General features: G+C 63.8%; 15 protein-coding genes and 1 pseudogene. 14 read left to right on the forward strand and 2 right to left on the reverse strand.

Going from position 1 to position 20,630, the window contains the following annotated elements:
- Positions 1-422 precede the first annotated feature (422 nt).
- From B2Y33_RS13600 to B2Y33_RS13665, 14 genes and pseudogenes are all read left to right on the forward strand, one after another.
- Entirely contained in the window at positions 423-1,739 is a 1,317-nt protein-coding gene (locus tag B2Y33_RS13600; RefSeq protein ID WP_027914449.1) for a nucleotide sugar dehydrogenase, read from the forward strand.
- Positions 1,740-1,808: 69 nt separating this feature from the next.
- On the forward strand, positions 1,809-3,290 hold the full coding sequence (alg8, locus tag B2Y33_RS13605; protein WP_161780414.1) for a mannuronan synthase: 1,482 nt from the start codon (positions 1,809-1,811) through the stop codon (positions 3,288-3,290).
- A gap of 36 nt (positions 3,291-3,326) precedes the next feature.
- Positions 3,327-4,493, forward strand: a complete 1,167-nt coding sequence (locus B2Y33_RS13610; protein ID WP_206405638.1) for an alginate biosynthesis protein Alg44 — start codon at positions 3,327-3,329, stop codon at positions 4,491-4,493.
- Between the two features lie 19 nt (positions 4,494-4,512).
- On the forward strand, positions 4,513-5,946 hold the full coding sequence (gene algK / locus B2Y33_RS13615; protein ID WP_288633028.1) for an alginate biosynthesis TPR repeat lipoprotein AlgK: 1,434 nt from the start codon (positions 4,513-4,515) through the stop codon (positions 5,944-5,946).
- Positions 5,943-7,418 carry an alginate export family protein gene (locus B2Y33_RS13620; RefSeq protein WP_206405636.1) on the forward strand — a complete coding sequence of 492 codons (1,476 nt, stop codon included), beginning with the start codon at positions 5,943-5,945 and terminating at the stop codon, positions 7,416-7,418. Before algK ends, B2Y33_RS13620 begins: the two co-directional genes overlap by 4 nt.
- Positions 7,419-7,436: 18 nt before the next feature.
- Complete coding sequence (gene algG / locus B2Y33_RS13625; protein ID WP_128610845.1) at positions 7,437-8,996, forward strand: mannuronan 5-epimerase AlgG; 1,560 nt, start codon at positions 7,437-7,439, stop codon at positions 8,994-8,996.
- A gap of 13 nt (positions 8,997-9,009) precedes the next feature.
- Positions 9,010-10,452, forward strand: coding sequence for an alginate O-acetyltransferase (locus tag B2Y33_RS13630; RefSeq protein WP_206405635.1), 1,443 nt, complete (start codon positions 9,010-9,012; stop codon positions 10,450-10,452).
- A 7-nt stretch (positions 10,453-10,459) separates the two neighbouring features.
- Complete coding sequence (locus B2Y33_RS13635; RefSeq protein ID WP_206405634.1) at positions 10,460-11,563, forward strand: mannuronate-specific alginate lyase; 1,104 nt, start codon at positions 10,460-10,462, stop codon at positions 11,561-11,563.
- Between the two features lie 132 nt (positions 11,564-11,695).
- Positions 11,696-13,165, forward strand: coding sequence for an MBOAT family O-acyltransferase (locus B2Y33_RS13640; RefSeq protein WP_059183321.1), 1,470 nt, complete (start codon positions 11,696-11,698; stop codon positions 13,163-13,165).
- 10 nt (positions 13,166-13,175) lie between these two features.
- Positions 13,176-14,333 (forward strand): alginate O-acetyltransferase, encoded by a 1,158-nt coding sequence (locus B2Y33_RS13645; protein WP_027914440.1) that lies wholly within the window; start codon positions 13,176-13,178, stop codon positions 14,331-14,333.
- 18 nt (positions 14,334-14,351) lie between these two features.
- Positions 14,352-14,999, forward strand: coding sequence for an alginate O-acetyltransferase AlgF (locus B2Y33_RS13650; RefSeq protein WP_206405633.1), 648 nt, complete (start codon positions 14,352-14,354; stop codon positions 14,997-14,999).
- Positions 15,000-15,033: 34 nt separating this feature from the next.
- Positions 15,034-16,543 (forward strand): annotated as a pseudogene (locus B2Y33_RS13655) (mannose-1-phosphate guanylyltransferase/mannose-6-phosphate isomerase).
- A gap of 112 nt (positions 16,544-16,655) precedes the next feature.
- The gene (locus tag B2Y33_RS13660) at positions 16,656-17,120 is read left to right on the forward strand and encodes a hypothetical protein (protein ID WP_027914437.1); all 465 of its coding nucleotides are present in this window, start codon (positions 16,656-16,658) and stop codon (positions 17,118-17,120) included.
- An 87-nt stretch (positions 17,121-17,207) separates the two neighbouring features.
- On the forward strand, positions 17,208-18,020 hold the full coding sequence (locus B2Y33_RS13665; protein ID WP_206405632.1) for an SDR family oxidoreductase: 813 nt from the start codon (positions 17,208-17,210) through the stop codon (positions 18,018-18,020).
- Positions 18,021-18,041: 21 nt separating this feature from the next.
- Here B2Y33_RS13665 and B2Y33_RS13670 read toward each other — a convergent pair whose 3' ends face one another.
- Both B2Y33_RS13670 and B2Y33_RS13675 read right to left on the reverse strand, forming a co-directional pair.
- On the reverse strand, positions 18,042-19,550 hold the full coding sequence (locus B2Y33_RS13670) for an efflux transporter outer membrane subunit (protein WP_080992904.1): 1,509 nt from the start codon (positions 19,548-19,550) through the stop codon (positions 18,042-18,044).
- A complete protein-coding gene (locus B2Y33_RS13675; RefSeq protein ID WP_206405631.1) occupies positions 19,547-20,617 on the reverse strand; it encodes an HlyD family secretion protein in 1,071 nt (356 codons plus the stop codon). The genes B2Y33_RS13670 and B2Y33_RS13675 overlap by 4 nt, the downstream gene beginning before the upstream one ends.
- Between the last annotated feature and the right edge of the window lie 13 nt (positions 20,618-20,630).

The following is a 20,630-nucleotide window of genomic DNA, read 5'->3' on the forward strand; positions in this document are numbered from 1 at the left end:
GATTTTGCTGTTCGTAGGTTGTAAGAGATGGCCTAAAGATAAATTCCCATACCGGAAAGTTGCCAGCATCTCGATATCAAACCCTGGCAATAAAATGTCGCGCCCAGCACGTCAATAATGGCCACGCCCAGCGCGGGTAATTGAACGCTATGGTTTTTATTTTAAATAGCACACCCAGCGACCCGGCACCTGTACATAAACATGAACAGACGTGCCGACCGCACCCAAGTACTTTCTAAGCGTGGCTCAAATGGGCGTGCTCAACTAAGCACTTTAAACGCATACGTTTAATGTTGAATGTGATTGCCTGGGGCGATGCCGATAATCGCCACGCCCCCGTGCGCCCTGAATTTGTTGTTGATCAACCCCACTCGGCACCTGCAAGTACAAGTGCCAGCGTGATAACACACGAGGTGATAGCGATGCGTATCAGCATCTTTGGTTTGGGTTATGTAGGTGCCGTCTGTTCAGGTTGCCTGACTGCACGTGGCCATGACGTAATTGGCGTCGATGTCTCGGCCACCAAGATCGACTTGATCAACCAGGGTAAGTCGCCCATCGTCGAACCAGGCCTGGAGGCGCTGTTGCAGCAGGGCATCGCCAATGGCCGCCTGCGGGGGACCACCGACTTTGCCGAGGCCATCCGGGCCAGCGATGTGTCGATGATCTGCGTGGGCACCCCCAGCAAGAAGAATGGCGACCTGGGCCTTGAGTACATCGAATCGGTGTGCCGCGAGATCGGTTTCGTACTGCGTGAAAAAGCCAGCCGCCACACCATCGTGGTACGCAGTACCGTGTTGCCGGGCACCGTGAAGAACGTGGTAATACCGCTGCTCGAAGACTGCTCCGGCAAACGTGCCGGCATCGACTTCGGCGTCGCAGTCAACCCTGAGTTCCTGCGGGAGAGCACGGCCATCAAGGACTACGACCATCCGCCGATGACCGTCATCGGTGAGCTCGACAGCGCCAGTGGCGACGTGCTCCAGGCGCTCTACGAAGAACTCGATGCACCTGTCATCCGCAAGTCGGTCGAAGTGGCCGAGATGATCAAGTACACCTGCAACGTGTGGCATGCCACCAAGGTGACCTTCGCCAACGAGATCGGCAACATCGCCAAGGCCGTGGGCGTCGATGGCCGCGAAGTGATGGAAGTGGTCTGCCAGGACAAGGCGCTGAACCTGTCCCAGTACTACCTGCGTCCCGGCTTCGCCTTCGGCGGCTCGTGCCTGCCCAAGGATGTCCGTGCACTGACCTACCGCGCCGCCAGCCTCGATGTGAAAGCGCCCCTGCTCGATTCGCTGATGCGCAGCAACGAGTCCCAGGTGCAGAACGCCTTCGACCTGATCGACAGCCACGACAAGCGCAAGGTGGCCCTGCTGGGCCTGAGCTTCAAGGCCGGCACCGATGACCTGCGTGAAAGCCCACTGGTGGAGCTGGCCGAGCGCCTGATCGGCAAGGGCTACCAGTTGGACATCTATGACGAGAACGTGCAGTACGCCCGGGTACACGGGGCGAACAAAGAGTACATCGAATCGAAGATCCCGCACGTGTCCTCGCTGCTCAATGCCGATTTCCAGAAGGTGATCGACAACGCCGACATCATCGTGCTCGGCAACCGTGACGAGCAGTTCCGCGCCCTGGCCCAGCACGCGCCGGCCGGCAAGCAAGTGATCGACCTGGTGGGCTTCATGGCCAAGCCCACCAGCCCCGATGGCCGCACCGAAGGCATCTGCTGGTAACGCCTGGCCAGGCGACGCGGTGCCCCATCCCGCGTCGCCCCTACCCTGAATTCTTCACGGATGCTGAACATGCAAAGGCTTAAGACAGCGCTGCTGCAGTGCGCCGGTTGGTTGTTCTACATGAGCCTTCTCATGCTGATCGCCCTGGCCCTGCCAGCCGACATCTTCGACCCGCAGTCCAGGCACTTCATCTTCCTGGTCGGCGCAGTTGGCATCTGGCGTTACTCCATGGGCGCCACCCACTTCATCCGTGGCATGGTCTTTCTGTACGGCGTCTATCCGTACCTGCGCCGCAAGGTGCAGAAGATGGGCCAGGCAGCCGATCCGTCCCATGTCTACCTGATGGTCACCAGCTTTCGCATCGAAGCGCTGACCACCGCCCAGGTGTACAGCTCGGTGATTCGCGAGGCGATCGACTGCGGCTTCCCCACCACCGTGGTCTGTTCGCTGGTGGAGATGTCGGACGAACTGCTGGTCAAGAGCCTGTGGGCCAGGTACAACCCGCCCCCTCATGTCACCCTGGACATCGTGCGCATCGCAGGTACCGGCAAACGCGATGGCCTTGCCTACGGCTTTCGCGCCATTTCCCGCATGCTGCCCGATGACGATGCCGTGGTGGCGGTGATCGACGGCGACACCGTGCTGGACGAGGGCGTGGTGCGCAAGACCGTGCCGTGGTTCAAGCTGTTCCCCAACGTCGGCGGCCTGACCACCAACGAGTTCTGCGAAGTGCGCGGCGGCTACATCATGAGCGAGTGGCACAAGCTGCGCTTCGCCCAGCGCCACATCAACATGTGTTCCATGGCCCTGTCCAAGCGCGTGCTGACCATGACTGGCCGCATGTCGATGTTCCGCGCCAGCGTGGTGACCAACCCCGAGTTCATCGCCGACGTGGAAAGCGACGCGTTGATGCACTGGCGCCTGGGGCGCTTCAAGTTCCTGACCGGTGACGACAAGTCCAGCTGGTTCAGCCTGATGCGCCTGGGTTACGACACGTTTTACGTGCCCGATGCGGCCATCAACACGGTCGAGCATCCGCCTGAAAAAAGCTTCTTCAAGGCCAGCCGCAAGCTGATGTACCGCTGGTACGGCAACAACCTTCGGCAGAATTCACGCGCCCTTGGGCTTGGCCTGCGCCGCCTGGGGCTGTTCACCAGCATCGTGCTGTTCGATCAGCGGGTCTCGATGTGGACCAGCCTGCTGGGCCTGACAGTGGCCCTCATCGCCAGCCTGAAATTCGGCATGGCCTACCTGCTGGTGTACCTGCTGTGGATCGGTTTCACCCGCCTGGTACTCACCTTCATGCTGCTGTGCTCGGGCCACAGCGTTGGCCCGGCCTACCCGGTGATTCTCTATTACAACCAGATCGTCGGCGCGCTGATGAAGATCTACGTGTTCTTCCGCCTCGACAAACAGTCGTGGACGCGCCAGCCCACCACCCTCAAGCGTGACCTCGCCAGCTTTCAACAATGGTTCAACACCTGGTCCTCGCGGGCCATGACCTTTTCGGCTGCCAGCCTGTTCGTCGCTGCGCTGTTCATGGTCGTGTGACCCCGCCCCGGATCGGAACTAACAGGAACAACCGCCATGAATACCGCCGTGAACGTCAACGTCGTGCATGAATCCGAAGCCCAGCGCCAGCACGCACGGGTGCGCATGCCTGCCAGGCTGCGCTTTGTCGACGCCCAGGGTCAGCCCCATGAAACCAAGGTAGATGACCTGTCGGCCGGCGGCCTGAGCTTCCATAGCCCGCATCCTCTGGCCGTAGGCCAGGTGCTGCAGGGCCGGTTGCAGTTCAGCGTCGATAACCTGGGGCTGTCGATGGACGTGGCGTTTCAGGTGCGCTCCTACGTCCCAGGCAGCGGTCGGGCCGGCGTGCAGTTCCAGAACCTGGAGCCGCGCGATATCGCCACCTTGCGCCACCTGATCACCAGCCACTTGTCCGGCGAGCTGATCACCATGGGCGATGTGCTCAGCACGCTGCAACGGGACAACTTCACCAAGGCGCGCAAGCAAAAGGACGCCGGCAGCGGGCTGGGCCCACTGGCCCGGTTCAAGGCGGTCAGCGTGACGCTGGGCGTGTTCGTGGCGGGCGTGGCAGCGTTCGGCTTCGTTGCCAAATCGCTGTATGGCCTGTACTTCGTCAGCCATGCCCAGGCCGCAGTCGTCGCCGTGCCTGTCACCACCATCACCATGCCCAGGGACGGCACCGTCAGCAGCCTGGTGCCAAGCGGCGCCCAAACGAGCAAGGGCGCCCCGCTTGCCAGCTTCAGCACCAGCATGCTGGACGTGCTCAAGGGCAGCCTGGACGACACCCAGCTCGACCCCGCCAAAATCCAGGAGCTGTTCGGCAAGCAACTGTCCGGCACCCTCACCAGCCCTTGCGATTGCATCGTCGCCCGCCAGCGTGTGGAAGACGGCCAGTACGCCGCCAAGGGCCAACCGATCTTCGAGCTGGTGCCACGCACGAGCACACCCACTGTCCAGGCCCGCTTCAGCTACCGCCAGTTCGACGAGGTCAAGCCGGGGACGCGGGTCAACTTCCAGGTGGCAGGCGAAGACCAGGTGCGCGCAGGGGAAATCGTCGCCAGCAGCAGCCTGGAACCCGACGCGCTGGCCGCCGACATCCGCGTACAGATCAAACCGGACAGCGCCCTGCCAGCGGCCCTGGCAGGCCGGCCGGTGTCGGTTGCCAGCAACCGCGGCCCTTCGCTGGACTGGCTGATCGGCAGTGCGTCGGCCCGTGACCTGTGAGGGCGAGGTGATGACGAGCATGCCAACCTTGCCTGGGTCCAACCCGCGCCCCTTTACTGCGTGCGCACTTGCCCTGACCGTGACACTGGCCGGTTGCGCCGGTCTGCCCGACCAGCGCCTGGCCAACGAAGCGCTCAAGCGCGGCGACCTGGCTGTGGCCGAACGCAACTACCAGGCACTGGCCGACCTGGGCTACAGCGATGCCCAGGTCGGGCTGGCCGACATCAAGGTGGCCACCGGTGACAGCGCCCAACGCGAGCAAGCCGAAGCCACCTACCGCGCCGCCGCTGCCACCTCGCCCCGTGCCCAGGCGCGCCTTGGCCGCCTGCTGGTGACCAAGCCGGGCAGCACCCAGGCCGAGCGCGAAGAAGCGCAAACGCTGCTCAAGCTGGCCGCTCGCCAGGGCCAGGGCAATACCCTGGTGCCATTGGCCATGCTGTACCTGGCCTATCCGCAGAGCTTCCCTACCATCAACGCGCAGCAGCAGATCGATCGGTGGCGTACCGAGGGCTACCCGGAAGCGGGTATCGCCCAGGTGCTGCTCTACCGTACGCAGGGCACCTACGACCAGCACCTGGACGAAGTGCAGAGCCTGTGCCAGGCGGGGTTGGCGACTGCCGACCTGTGCTACGTGGAGCTGGCCACCGTGTACCGCAAGCGTGGTCAGGCCGAACAGCTGACCGCCCTGATGCACCAGCTCGAATCGGCTTACGCTCGCGGGGCAGTGCCTGCCAGCCGGGTGGACAGCGTCGCTCGCGTGCTGGCCGACCGCAGCCTGGGCCAGACCGACGGGCAAGCTGCCAAGGCGTTGCTCGAACGCGTGGCACCGGCGTACCCGGCATCCTGGGTCAGCCTGGCGCAGCTGCTGTACGACTTCCCTGAACTGGGGGACACCGACCATTTGCTGGCTTACCTGAAAAAAGGCCGTGATGCGCAGCAGCCTCGCGCGGACCTGCTGCTCGGCCGCCTGTACTACGAGGGCAAGCAGCTGCCGGCCGATGCCGAGAGCGCCGAGCGTCACCTGCTGGCCGCCGCCACGGCCGGCAAGACCAGTGCCCGCTACTACCTGGGCCAACTCTATCGCCGTGGCTACCTGGGCAACGTCGAGCCGCAGAAAGCGCTGGACAACCTGCTGGCGGCCGCACGCGGTGGCCAGGTCAGTGCCGACTATGCCCTGGCGCAGCTGTTCAGCGAGGGGCATGGCATCCGCCCGCAACCTGCCGATGCATGGGTCTTCGCGCAACTCGCCCAGGCCAACCCGACGCCCCAGTCGGCCGAGCTGTTGCAGCAGATCGAGCAGCAGCTGGCGCCCGAGGCGCGCCGCCAGGCTCAGCAGACGCTGGCGCGGGAAACCCAAGCTCGCATGGCCATGACGCCCGGCGCCAGCAATACCCTGGCCCTGGATGTGCTGCAAGACGATGAAAACGACGTAGACGGTGAGGACGCGCCATGATGCTCAACCCTTTCGTCAAAGCCGGGATCGGCCTTGGCTTTGCCTTGCTGTGGTCCTGCCCGAGCCTGGCCCAGGTCACGGCCGAACGCAATTTTGGCCTGGAAGTGAAAGTCACTGGCCAGTCCGAAGACGACCGCGACCTGGGCACCCGCCCAGGCGGTGACGTCAATGGCCTGGGCCTGGACCTGCGCCCGTGGGTCTACGGCGAGCGCGGCAACTGGAGCGCTTATGCCATGGGCCAGGCGGTCACTGCCACCGATACCATCGAAACCGATACCCTGCGCCAGAACGACGATGGCACCACCACCGACACGGGCGCAGACAGTCGTCAACCGGACAAGAGCTACCTGGCCATGCGCGAGTTCTGGATGGGCTACAGCGGCCTGACCGCCTACCCCGGCGAGCAACTGCGACTAGGCCGGCAACGGTTGCGCAGCGACGATGGCATGTGGCGCGACACCAACATCGAAGCCCTCAACTGGACCTTCGACACCACCCTGCTCAAGGCCGACCTGGGTGCAGCCCGGCGTTTCAGCGAATACCGAACCGACCTGACCGACCTGGCCCCGCAGGACGAGGATCGTACTCACCTCTACGGCAATGTCGCTGCCCAGTGGACGCCTGGCCATTGGGTGGGCCTGCGGGCTCATCACACCCACGACAGCGGTAGCCTGAAAAACCCCGGCCAAACCGTCGACGCCCTGGACAAGACCCGCACCGGCGACCTGACATGGCTGGGCCTGGAGGCCAACAGCGATGCCTACAACTGGCGCAATGAGCATGACGTCAACTACTGGGGCAGCCTGACCTGGCTGACCGGCAACCGTGACACCCTCAGCAGCCGCCAGGTGGGCGACCAGCAAGTGGCCACCGGTACTCAACGCGGCGACGTCAATGCCTGGGCCACCGACCTGGGCGTACGCCTGCGCCTGAACCCGCAGTGGCAGGTGGGCGCCGCCTATGCCCGCGGCAGCGGCGGCGGTGACGAGGGCGGCAACAACTTCGAGCAGACCGGCCTTGAAAGCAACCGCTCCAACTTCACCGGCACCCGATCGCGTGTGCATCGCTTTGGCGAGGCCTTTCGTGGCGAGTTGGGCAACCTGCAGGCCGCCACCTTGTTCGCCTCCTGGCAGCTGCGCGACGACTACGACGCAAGCTTCCTCTACCACAGGTTCTGGCGAGTGGACGGTGCGCAGAACATAGGCTCGAGCGGCATCAACGCCGTAGTCAACGACAACGGCATCAACCGGCCTTTGGTCGAGGGTGAGAAAGACCTTGGCCAGGAAATGGACGTGGTCGTGACCAAGTACTTCAAGCAAGGCCTGCTCCCCGCCTCGATGAGCCAGGCGATCGACGAGCCTTCGGCTCTGGTTCGCCTGCGTGCTGGGGTATTCAAGCCGGGCGATGCCTACGGCAAAGAGGCAGACAGCTACATGCACCGCGCCTTCGTCGACGTGATCTGGCGTTTCTGAGGCCACGAGGAAATTGCCATGAACGTTCATCCCCATCTTCGCCACAGCCTGCTGGCCTGCGCCCTGCTGCTTGCCAGTGGTTCGACCTGGGCGGCGCAACCCGGCCTGCTGACCAAGGAACTGCAACAGGCGCGCAGCTATACCGTCTCTAGCGCACCGATAGCGCCGCTGCAGCTGGACGCGCCCAAGCTCCCTGACCTCAGTGGCTACACCGCACAGGCCGTGCAGCAAAAGATCGACCGCAGCCAGCCGGGCAAGGTCAGCCTGCGCCGTATGTTCCAGGAAGACAGCCTCAAGGCATTCGTCGGTGGCGACAACAAGGCCGCCGAATGGGTGCGGCGCCAACACGGCATTCCACAGGCCATTTTCATCGACGATGGCCACGTGGACCTGGCGCAGTTGAGCCGCCAGGTGCCGCGCCAGTACCTGTCCGAGGTGCAGCCCGGTGTGTACCTGGCGCGTCTGCCCATCGTGGTCGGGCGCACCGGGACGTTGGAGATCGACGGCAAGGTCAAGCAATTGCGCCTGTCCGAGGAAGGCGGGGCATTTCTGGTCAACGACGGCAAGCTGTTCATCACCGACACCCAGGTGACCGGGTGGCGCGAGCAGGCCAAAGGCCCGGCCACGTTCCGCTCGCCCCAGGCGTTTCGCCCGTTTCTGCTGTCCTGGGGCGGCACCGAGACCTACATCGTCAACAGCACCCTGGCCAGCCTGGGCTATGCGAAGTCCAAGTCCTATGGCGTGAGCATTTCCCAGTACACCCCCAACCTGGCCAAGCGCATGGGCCGGGCGGAGCCGACCGGCTGGATCATCGGTTCGCAGTTCAGCGACCTGTGGTACGGCTTCTACTGCTATGAGACGCGCGACTTCGTGGTCAAGGACAACACCTACCGCGACAACATCGTCTACGGCATCGACCCGCACGACCGCTCCCACGGGCTGATCATCGCCGGCAACAGCGTGCATGGCACGCGCAAGAAGCACGGCATCATCGTTTCGCGGGAGGTGAACGACAGCTGGATCTTCAACAACAAGAGCTTCGACAACAAGCTGTCAGGCGTCGTGATCGATCGCAACAGCGTCAACAACCTGGTGGCCTACAACCAGATCTACCGCAACCACACCGACGGCATCACCCTGTACGAAAGCGGCGATAACTTGCTGTGGGGCAACACGCTGGTCAACAACCGACGCCATGGCATTCGCGTGCGCAACAGCGTGAATATCCGGCTGTACGACAACATCGCCATGGCCAACGGTCTGGTGGGCGTTTACGGCCACATCAAGGACCTGTCCGACACCGACCGCGACATTGCCCTCGACCCGTTCGACACCAAGGTGTCGTTGATCCTGGTGGGTGGGCAACTGGCGGCCAACGGCTCTGGCCCGCTGTCGATCGACTCGCCATTGTCGGTCGAGCTGTACGACGTGGCCATGCTGGCGCCGCGCAAAGCCAGCGGAATCACCTTCAACGGTGTGCTGGGCCAGCGCCAGGATGAAATCCTTAACCTGCTGGTACGCCAGCGCAAAGCCGTGCTGATCGACCCGGTCGAGCGCCAGACCGAATTGATCCAATAAGGAAGCCCGGACCATGACTCCACAAGCGATTACCGTGCTGGGCGTCACCTGCGCCCTCCTGGCCATCAGTCAGGGCTCACGCGCCGACACCGTGCAGGCCCCTACCTTCACGGCGGTGCCGTGCTGCCAGTTGTGCCCGCAGGCACACGATGCCAGCCGCTACACCACCCGCTACCAGCAGAACTTCACCACCCTGGTGCAGGGCCAGGGCGACTGGTTGTTCCGAACCCGTGAAGACCTGCGCACCGAATTCGACACCTCCCCTGCCGGGTACAAACGCCTGCAGCAGGTGCACGACGCCTTCAAGAAACGCGGTGTGGAACTGGTAGTGGTGTATCAGCCGACCCGGGGCCTGGTGAACCGAAACATGCTCGAGCCGGCAGAAAAAGCCGCGTTCGAATACCAGAAGGCACTGGGCAACTACCAGGCCATGCTCAAGCGCTTCGCCGCCATGGGCTACAACGTGCCCGACCTGTCGCCGCTGACCAACGAGCAGTTGCCTGCCGCCGACCAGGGCAAGGATTTCTACTTCCGTGGCGACCAGCACTGGACGCCCTACGGCGCCGAGCGCGCTGCCCGTATCGTGGCAGACACCGTGCACACGATGCCTGCATTCCAGGGCATCCCGCGCAAGGCATTCGAAACCGTCAAGTCCGGGCGCATGGGCAAGACCGGAACCTTGCACAACGTTGCCGGGCAGCTGTGCGGCACTAGCTATGCGGTGCAGTACATGGACCAGTTCAGCACCGAACCCAAAGGGGCCAGCGGCGATGACGACGACCTGTTCGGCGACCAGGGCAATGCCCAGATCACGTTGGTGGGCACGAGCCACAGCGGCAAGAACTACAACTTCGCCGGGTTTCTGGAGCAGTACATCGGCGCCGATGTGCTCAACGTCGCCTTCCCCGGCGGCGGTCTGGAGGGCTCGATGATTCAGTACCTGGGCAGCGAGGAGTTCCGCAAGCATCCACCCAAGATCCTGGTCTGGGAATTTTCGCCCCTCTACAGCCTGGAGCAGGAAACCATCTGGCGACAGATCCTCGGCCTGCTCGACGACGGCTGCGACGACCGCCCGGCGCTGATGAGCGCCAAGACTACGCTCAAGCCGGGCAAGAACACCCTGATGGTCAATGGCAAGGGTGGGGTGATCAAGCCGCTGGTCAACCGCCACCTGCAAATGGACGTGAAGTTCGACGACCCCTCAGTGAAGGTGCTGCAGGCAACCCTCTGGTACCTCAACGGCCGGCACGAGGACATCAAGCTGGAAAAACCCGAAACCTCCGATACCGATGGCCGGTTCGTGTTCCAGATGCGCGAGGACCAGGACTGGGCCGATCAGAAGCTGCTGGCCTTCGAGGTGCAGGGGCCGGAAAAAGGCACCCAGAAGCTCGAAGCCAAGCTGTGCAAACGTAACGACTTCGCCGGACCTGCGCAGACCGCGCAGGCCGGCCAGTGAGGCGAACATGACCCATTACAAACTGATTCTGCGCCCGGCCCTGCTCGCCCTCGCTCTGTTCGCAAGCGCCGCGCAGGCCTCGCTGGTGCCACCTCAGGGTTACTACGAAGGCATCGAGAAACTCAAGACGGGTACCGGCGATTTTCGCTGCGAAGCCCCGCTCACCCCGTATACCGGTGCCCTGCAGTTTCGCAGCAAGTACGAAGGCTCGGACAAGGCGCGGGCCACGCTCAATGTGGCTTCCGAGCACGCCTTTCGGACCTCCACCCAGGACATCACTGCCTTGGAAAAGGGGGTAAGCAAACTGGTCACCCAGTACATGCGCGACGGTCGACCGGCGCAGCTGGACTGCGCACTGGCGTGGCTGGGCACCTGGGCACGGGCCGACGCACTGATGTCCACGAACTACAACCACACCGGCAAATCGATGCGCAAATGGGCTTTGGGCAGCCTGAGCGGGTCATGGCTGCGCCTGAAGTTCTCCAACGCCAGGCCACTGGCGGCGCATCAGGCCGAAGCCGAGCTGATCGAGAAATGGTTCGCTCGCCTGGCCCAGCAGACGGTTAGCGACTGGAGCGACCTGCCGCTGCAGAAGATCAACAATCACAGCTACTGGGCGGCCTGGTCGGTCATGGCCACGGCCGTGGCCACCGACCGCCGTGACCTGTTCGACTGGGCAGTGAAGCAATACAAGGTCGGCGTCAATCAAGTCGACGACCAGGGCTTTCTGCCCAACGAGATCAAACGCAAGCAACGTGCGCTGGCCTATCACAACTATGCCCTGCCGCCCTTGGCATTGATCGCAAGCTTTGCCCAGGCCAACGGCGTGGACCTGCGCGCCGAGAACAATTTTGCCTTGCAGCGCCTGGGCGAAGGGGTACTGGCCGGCGCCCGCGACCCGCGTCATTTCGCCGAGCGCGCAGGCGAGAAACAGAACATGAAGGACCTGAAGGTCGACACCAAGTACGCCTGGCTGGAGCCCTGGTGCGCCCTGTACCACTGCGTGGGCGACACCCTGGCGCGCAAGCAGGGCATGCAGCCGTTCAACAGCTTCCGCATGGGGGGCGACATGACGCGCGTGTATGACCCAAGCGCAATGCGCAAGTACTAACGCAAGACCGTGCAAGGGGCGGCGTGTCGTGACGACACACCGCCTGCACAAAGCTAGGTGGCCTCCCGATTATCTGTGGGGGGTTTGGGGGGCGCTTTGCCCTGGATGCTGTGAGTCTTTAGGAGAACCGGGATGGTCTTTTCGTCCAACGTGTTCCTGTTCCTGTTCCTGCCGATCTTCCTCGGTTTGTACTACCTGAGCGGGCAGCGCTATCGCAACGCGTTGTTGCTGATCGCCAGCTACCTCTTCTATGCCTGGTGGCGCGTGGACTTCCTCGCCTTGTTCGCCGGCGTCACCCTGTGGAACTACTGGATCGGGCTGAACGTCGGTGCCGCCGGTGTGCGCAGCAAGCCCGCGCAACGCTGGCTGCTGCTGGGCGTTGGCGTGGACCTGGCCATTCTGGGCTATTTCAAGTACGCCAACTTCGGCGTCGAAAGCCTCAATGCGATCATCACCTCGTTCGGCCTTGAGCCGTTCATCCTCACCCATGTGCTGCTGCCAATCGGCATTTCGTTCTACATCTTCGAGTCCATCAGCTACCTCATCGACGTGTACCGCGGGGATACCCCGGCCACCGACAACCTGATCGACTTCGCCGCCTTCGTGGCGATCTTCCCGCACCTGATCGCCGGGCCGGTGTTGCGCTTCAAGGACCTGGTCGAGCAGTTCAACCACCGCACGCATACGCTGGACAAATTTTCCGAAGGCTGCACGCGCTTCATGCAAGGGTTCGTCAAGAAGGTGTTCATCGCCGATACCCTGGCGGTGGTGGCAGACCATTGCTTCGCCTTGCAGCAGCCCACCACCGGCGATGCCTGGCTGGGCGCGCTGGCCTACACCGCGCAGTTGTATTTCGACTTCAGCGGCTACAGCGACATGGCCATCGGCCTGGGCCTGATGATGGGCTTTCGCTTCATGGAAAACTTCCGCCAGCCCTACATCAGCCAGTCCATCACCGAGTTCTGGCGGCGCTGGCACATCAGCCTGTCCACCTGGCTGCGCGACTACCTGTACATCACCCTGGGCGGTAACCGCAAAGGCACGCTCAACACCTACCGCAACCTGTTCCTGACCATGCTGCTGGGCGGGCTTTGGCATGGCGCCAACGTCACCTACATCCTCTGGGGCGCCTGGCATGGCGTGTGGCTGGCGATCGAACGGGCATTGGGCATAGACACCCACCCGCAGCGCTTCAACCCGGTCAAGTGGGCCTTCACCTTCCTGCTGGTGGTGGTGGGCTGGGTGGTGTTCCGGGCCGAGAACCTGCACGTCGCAGCGCGCATGTACGGCGCCATGTTCAGCTTCGGCCACTGGCAGCTTTCCGAACTCAACCGCGCTCAGCTGACCGGCCTGCAAGTGGCGACTCTGGTGATCGCCTACCTGGCCTTGGCCTTCTTCGGCCTGCGCGATGTTTACCGTAACGCCCGAACCACGCCCACCGCATCACCCACCGCCACGCCAGTGCAGATCAACCGTGATGGCTCGCTCGGCCTTGGCTGGACGCGCGTGATGACCCGAACCCTGGTGCTGCTGCTGTTTGTCGCGTCGATCCTGAAGCTGTCGGCGCAGAGCTATTCGCCGTTTCTCTATTTCCAGTTCTGAGGCCGATGTGATGACCCGGACACTTCGCATGACCTACTGCTTGTCTTTCCTCGGCCTGTTGACGGGCATGGGCCTGTGGTCGACCTCAAGCCTGCACGGCTTTGAACGCACCGAACAGATGAGCCTGCTCGACGGCAAGCTGGCCAAGGCCACCGAACAACACTACGACGCCGCGTTTCCGATCAAGCGCCTGGGCACCAACGTGTGGGCCGCCCTGGATTTCAAGCTGTTCCACGAAGGGCGGCCAGGCGTGGTGCTGGGGCGCGACCAGTGGCTGTTCAGTGACGAAGAGTTCAAGCCCACCGCCGGTGCCGAGGCATTGGTGCAGGAGAACCTGGCGCTGATCCGCGGCGTGCGCGACACCCTGCAACGGCACGGCAGCCAGCTGGTGCTGGCGATCGTGCCGGCCAAGGCGCGGGTGTACGACGAACACCTTGGCCAGACACGACCGGCGAGCCTGCATGGGGAGCTGTACAACCAGTTTCATGCCAAGGCACGCCAGGCCAATGTGTTCGCCCCTGACCTGATGGCCCCGCTGGAACAGGCCAAGGCCCGCGGCCAGGTGTTTCTGCGCACCGATACCCATTGGACGCCCCTGGGTGCCGAAGTGGCGGCACAAGCGCTGGCTGCGGCCGTCAGCCGCCAGCGTCTGCTCGAAGCGAGCCCACAAGCCTTCGTCACCCAGGCCCAGGGCAGTGCGCCGTACAAGGGCGACCTGACCAACTTCCTGCCGTTGGATCCTTTGTTCTCCCACCTGCTGCCGCCGCCGGACACCCTCCAGCAACGCACCACCCGCCCTGTTGCAGCTCAAGCGGACGCAGGGGATGCGTTGTTCGCCGACCAGCAGATCCCCGTGGCGCTGGTGGGCACCAGCTACAGCGCCAACCCCCGCTGGAACTTCGTGGGCGCCCTGCAGCAGGCGCTGCACAGCGACGTGGCCAACTATGCCGAGGACGGCCACGGGCCCTTCCTACCCATGCTCAAGTACCTGCAAAGCGATGCCTTCCAACATGCCGCGCCACAAGTGGTGGTGTGGGAATTCCCGGAGCGCTACCTGCCCATGAAACCTGAACTCGACGGCATCGATCCGCACTGGGTCGCTCAGCTCAAGCACTCGCGCGACGCCGAAAAAAACCTGGCCTTGACGGCCACCCGAACCACCCACTGACCGAAAGAGGCAATGCCCATGACGACTCCATCTTCCATCGCCAAAGCCCTGACCCTCGCAGCCGGCCTGTCCCTGGCATCAGTACAGGCTTATGCCGGCGCCGACGCGGCGCTTTACGGCCCGAGCGCGCCGAAGGGCTCGACCTTCGTGCGCTTGTACAACGCAAGCAGCGCACCGGCTGGCGCCTCCGTCGGCAACACGCAGATCAAGCCGGTCGGCCCCCAGGCCAGCAGTGACTTCAGTTTCCTGCCAGGCGGTGACTACACCGCTCAGGTCGGCAGCCAGCGCGTACCGGTCAAGCTGGCCTCGGACCAGTACTACACCCTGGTCAACAGCCCTGCCGGTACGCCTCTACTGATCGAAGAGCCGCCGTTCAAGAACAAGCAGAAAGCGCTGGTACGGGTACAGAACCTGAGCAACCAGACGCTGGCGCTGAAAACCGCCGATGGCAAGACCGAAGTGGTCAAGTCAGTCGCCGCCAATGGCCGCGGCGAGCGTGAAATCAACCCTGTGAAGGTGGACCTGGCGCTGTTCCAGGGCGACCGGGAAGTCGGTGACGTGAAACCCGTGGCCCTGGAGCGCGGCGAAGCGGCCGTGCTGTATGTCACCGGCTCCGGCAGCACGCTGTCGCCGGTATGGGTCACCCGCCCTGTGAGCAGCAACTGATTGCCCTGCCCTCAATGACGATTGGAGAAACACGATGATCCCGGTAATTCTTTCTGGCGGTAGCGGTTCGCGTTTGTGGCCTTTGTCGCGCAAGCAGTTCCCCAAGCAGTTCCTGGCCCTGACCGGCGAGCACACGCTGTTCCAGCAGACACTCGAACGTCTGGTGTTCGAAGGCATGGACGCACCCATTGTGGTCTGTAACAAGGAGCACACCTTCATCGTGCAGGAGCAACTGGCCGCGCTCGACCTGCAAACCCAGGGCATCCTGCTCGAACCGTTCGGGCGCAACACCGCGCCGGCAGTGGCCATGAGCGCCATGAAACTGGTCAACGAAGGGCGTGACGCGTTGATGCTGGTGCTGCCTGCTGACCATGTCATCGATGACCAGAAGGCGCTGCAGCGGGCGTTGGCGCTGGCCACCGTGGCCGCCGAGCGCGGCGAGATGGTGCTGTTTGGGGTGCCGGCGACCAAGCCTGAAACCGGCTACGGCTACATTCGCTCGAGCCAGGATGCCTTGCTGCCCGAAGGCGTGGCGCGAGTGGCGCAGTTCGTCGAAAAGCCTGACGAGCAGCGGGCGATCGAGTTCGTTCAGGCCGGGGGGTATTTCTGGAACAGCGGCATGTTCCTGTTCCGTGCCAGCCGCTTTCTCGAAGAGCTGAAAAAGCACGACCCCGACATTTACGACACCTGTTTGCTGGCGCTGGAGCGCAGCCAGGTGGATGGCACCACGCTGAACATTGATGAAGCGAGCTTCGCCTGCTGCCCGGACAACTCCATCGACTATGCCGTGATGGAGAAGACCCAGCGAGCCTGCGTGGTGCCCATGTCGGCCGGCTGGAGCGATGTGGGTTGCTGGTCGTCACTGTGGGATGTGCACGACAAGGATGACCACGGCAATGTCACCAAGGGTGACGTGGTGGTGCAGGACAGCCACAACTGCATGATTCACGGCAACGGCAAGCTGGTGTCGGTGATCGGGCTGGACAACATCGTGGTGGTCGAAACCAAGGACGCCATGATGATTGCCCACAAGGACAAGGTCCAGGGCGTCAAGCAGATGGTCAAGACCCTGGACGCCCAGGGTCGCAGCGAAACCCAGAGCCATCCGGAAGTCTACCGTCCGTGGGGCTCGTACGATTCGGTGGACATGGGCGGGCGTTTCCAGGTCAAGCACATCACGGTCAAGCCGGGGGCCAGCCTGTCGTTGCAGATGCACCATCACCGCGCCGAGCACTGGATCGTCGTGTCGGGTACGGCTGAAGTGACGTGCGATCAGAATGTATTCCTGCTGACCGAAAACCAGTCGACCTACATTCCGATCGCGTCGGTGCATCGCTTGCGCAACCCCGGCAAGATCCCCCTTGAGATCATCGAGGTGCAGTCGGGCAGCTACCTTGGCGAGGATGACATCGAGCGGTTCGAGGATGTGTACGGGCGTACGTCCGAGTCGGCGCAGTGTGGTGGCGCGGTCAAGGCTGCTTCGCAGTGATTGCGCGGTGATGGGGGGCTCAAGCCCCGGGGCTGATTCGCGCTCCGGCACTTGAGCCCCACCTCGCCTTGCTCGATCCACAGCCGGCCAAGCCTTCCCCTTTTGAGCCTTCCCCCATTTCACGCTACGATGCTTCAACCCTCGCGCAACCAAGGTCTGCAAGCCTCATGATCATCGGCGCTCTCCTCATCCTCACCTGGCTGGTGCTGTTGCTGCGCTACCCCGCCAAGGCCTTGCCGATTTCGCTGGCTGCGGTGGGTGGTCTGGGCCTGGTGGCCTTGTTCGTCATCTGGCAGGACACTCGCGAAACCTCGCAACTGGCCCGCCTGGACATGCGCCTTGCCTATGCCCCCACCCAATGCCCCGCCGACCGCCCCTTGCAGGTCACCCTGAAGAACGACAACAAGGTTCCGCTCACCGAACTGCGCTGGCGTGTGGCGGCCTATGCGCCTGGCGACACCGTCAACCTGGCAGAAAACACCTACAATGCACCGCGCTACCGTGGGCCTGGGGAATTGCAACCCGGCGCGCAGTGGTCCGATTGCCTGCCGTTGCCTGCGCTACGCTCGGGCTACCGTGCACAGACGTTGGCGTTCAGGGCCGAGCACCTGCAAGGCAGCTTTGCCAACTGAATCCTTGTCGATGCCCCACTGCTGGCGACGCATCGGCGACTCGGCGCACACCCACTGCCCCTCTACCCAGACCCAAAGGCCTTCTGCATGTCGACTGTCCTGATCACCGGTTGCTCCAGCGGCATTGGCCGCGCCCTGGCCGATGCGTTTCGCGATGCCGGTCATCAGGTCTGGGCCACCGCCCGCCAGGCTGAAGATGTAGCGCGCCTGACCGCTGCGGGCTTCGTTGCCCGACAACTGGATGTCAACGACCCACACGCCCTGGCCCTGCTCGCGCAGGAGCTCGATGCACTGGACATCCTGATCAACAACGCCGGCTACGGCGCCATGGGGCCGCTGCTCGATGGCGGGGTCGACGCCCTGCAGCGCCAGTTCCAGACAAACGTGTTCGCGCTGGTCGGCGTGACACGCGCACTGTTCCCCCAGTTGCGTCGCGCCAGAGGCCTGGTTGTGAACATCGGCAGTGTCTCCGGGGTGCTGGTCACGCCGTTCGCCGGCGCCTACTGCGCCTCCAAGGCCGCCGTGAAGGCCTTGAGCGACGCCCTGCGCCTGGAGCTGGCGCCGATGGGCATACGCGTGATGGAGGTGCAGCCTGGAGCGATTGCCTCGCAGTTCGCCAGTCACGCCCAGCAGCAGGCGCAGCAGGTGCTGGCGCCGGAATCGCCGTGGTGGCCATTGCGTGAACACATTCAAGCCCGAGCCCGCGCCTCGCTCGACCGGCCAACACCGGCAGCGGTCTTTGCCCAGGGCGTGCTGAAAGCGACCCAGCGTTCGCCAGTGCCAGCACGGGTGCGGCTGGGCAACGGCAGCACTGCCTTGCCACTGATGGCCTGCCTGGTGCCGCAGCGTTTACTGGACAAGGTGCTGCGCAAACGGTTTGGCTTGTCACGAACGCTGTAGGGCGGTGACGGCGCCGCGCACTCAGACCTTGTCGAACGCCTGCCACCCTCCGCCGAGCGCTTTGTACAGCCCCACGAGCGCCTGGGATACTGCGGCAGCGCTGTCGATCCACTGCTCTTCGCTGGCCAGCAAGGCCGACTGCACGGTCAGTACATTGAGAAAATCCACCGCACCTTCCACGTATTGACGCTGGGCCGTTTCCAGGGCGATGCGGTTCTGGCGCACGGCTTCGGCGAGGCGATCGCGACGCAGCTGGCTGGCGTTGTAAAGGCGCAGCACATCATCGATTTCATGCCAGGCCCCCAGCACCACCTTGCGGTAGTTCAGGGCCGCTTCCTGCTGCTGCGCCTGGCGCAGTGCCAAGGTGCCCTTGAGGCGACCGCCTTCGAAAATCGGCAGCGACAGCTGCGGTCCGAAGGCGAAGCGGCGAGAGTCCCAGGCACCGAAGTCAGCCAGTTGCATGGCCTGGAAGCCCACGTTGCCAGACAGCCGGATACGCGGATAAAAATCTGCCTTGGCCACGCCGATGCTGGCCGTGGCAGCATGCAGGCGCGCCTGGGCCTGGCGGATGTCCGGACGACGCTCGGCCAGTTCCGAAGGCACGCCGATGGCGAACGTCTGCTGCGGGTCGGGTAGCTCACCGGCTTGCAGCAGGCTGTCCTGCAGACTGCGTGGGGGCTCGGCCGCCAGCAGGCTCAAGGCATTGATCAGATCGTCACGGCGTGCCTGCAAAGTGGGCAGGCGAGATTCGATCAAGGCGACCTGGGCGTTGGCCTGGGCCACGTCGAGCCGAGTGGCCACGCCTTCGGCCTGACGGTCTTCGGACAATTCAAGGCTGTGCCGCGCGACCTTGAGGTTGTCCTCGGTCACCTGCAACGTATGCTGCACCGCACGCAGCTGGATGTAATCACCGGCTGTTTCGGCGAGCAGGGCCAGCAGGACGCCGTTTCGGTCGTTCTCGGCGACCTCGACACTGGCGTCGGCCGCTTCGACCTGACGCCGCACACGCCCCCAGACGTCCAGCTCCCAACCTGCCACCAAGTCACCCTGCCACAGGTTGAAGGCCGATTTACCCGCGTTGCCCGAGGGGTCGCTCAGCCCCTCGGCGCTGTTGCGGGCACGGCTGTAGCCTGCATTGGCGTCCACCGACGGCTGCTGGTCGGCGGCCACAGTACTGCGCAGCGCACGGCTTTGCAGCAAGCGGGCACTGGCGATCTGCAGATCGAGGTTGCGCGTGGCGACCTGCTCGATCAGTGCACTGAGCCGTGGATCGTGAAAGCTGTCCCACCAGCGCAACTGGATGGCCTCGGCCACAGGTTGGCTGGGCGCGTGTTCACCCTGCAACGGGTCCCACTGCTGGGGCGCCTGGGCGTCAGGGCGCTGGAAGTCCGGGCCAAGGGTACAGCCCGTGAGCAGTGCAGCGAGCAGTACGGCTGCAGGGGTCTTTGTCTTGAAACGCGTGACGGGCCGCGATGAACTGACTACTTGTGGGCGGGCGGGTGCAGGGCTCTGCGCGTGAGCGATGTTCATCGGGCTGTCACCCCGCTGCCTGCCAGCTTATCGCCTTGGGTATCGCGGGTCGTGTCGATGGTCGCTTCGACCGACATGCCGACACGCAGGCGGGTCAACAACGGCTGCCCGTCATCGAAGACGATCTTCACCGGAATACGCTGGACCACCTTGGTGAAATTGCCGGTGGCGTTGTCCGGCTTCACAGCGGAGAACGTCACCCCTGTGGCCGGAGCGATGCTTTCGACGTGTCCATGGAGTTGTTCATCGGCAAAGGTATCGACGCTGATGCTGACCGGCTGACCAGGCTGCACGTGGGTCAATTGGGTTTCCTGGAAGTTGCCCACCACATAGGCCTGTTGCAGGGGCACCACCGACAACAGTCGCGCCCCTGGGTTGACGTAGGCCCCGATGCGCAACGCACGCTCACCGACCATGCCGTCGACCGGCGCCGTGATGCGGGTATAGGAGAGGTCCAGCCGGGCCTTTTCCACTCCGGCTTCGGCGCGCTTGAGCTGGCCATCGGCGCTGGCGACCTGGGCGGCGAGGATGTCCACCTGCTTGCGTGCAGCCACCGAAGCTGCGCGGGCATTGGCCAGGCGGGCACGGGCCTGGTCCACGGCGCTGCGCGCTTGCTGAGCGTTTTGCACGGTACCGGCGCCCTGCTCGGCCAGGCGCCCGTAGCGGCGCACCTCATGATCGGCGAACGCCGCCTCGGCTTCGGCGGCTTTCACCGCTGCCTGGGCCTGGGCAATCAGCGCGTCCTGGCGGTCGAGGGTGGCGCGGGCATCGGTGCTCTGGGCCTTGGCCACCAGCAGCTGCGCCTGGGCAGCGTCCAGGGCAGCCTGGTAGTCACGGGCATCGATGGTGGCCAACAGTTGGCCGGCCTTGACCTGCTGGTTGTCCTCGACCAGCACCTGCGTGATGAAGCCAGCGACTTTGGGCGCGACCACGGTGTAGTCGGCGGTCACGTAGGCATCGTTGGTGCTCTGCCGGTGATCGCTGCCCACCAGCCAGGGGCCGACGAGGGCGGCCAGCACGGCCACGGCCACAGCGCCGATGAACAGGGTTTTACGGTGGATGGTCATTTGGCGTTTCTCG

Origin of the sequence: Pseudomonas sp. UBA5666, from assembly GCF_002420785.1 — a bacterium.
In the GTDB taxonomy this organism is placed as follows: domain Bacteria; phylum Pseudomonadota; class Gammaproteobacteria; order Pseudomonadales; family Pseudomonadaceae; genus Aquipseudomonas; species Aquipseudomonas fulva.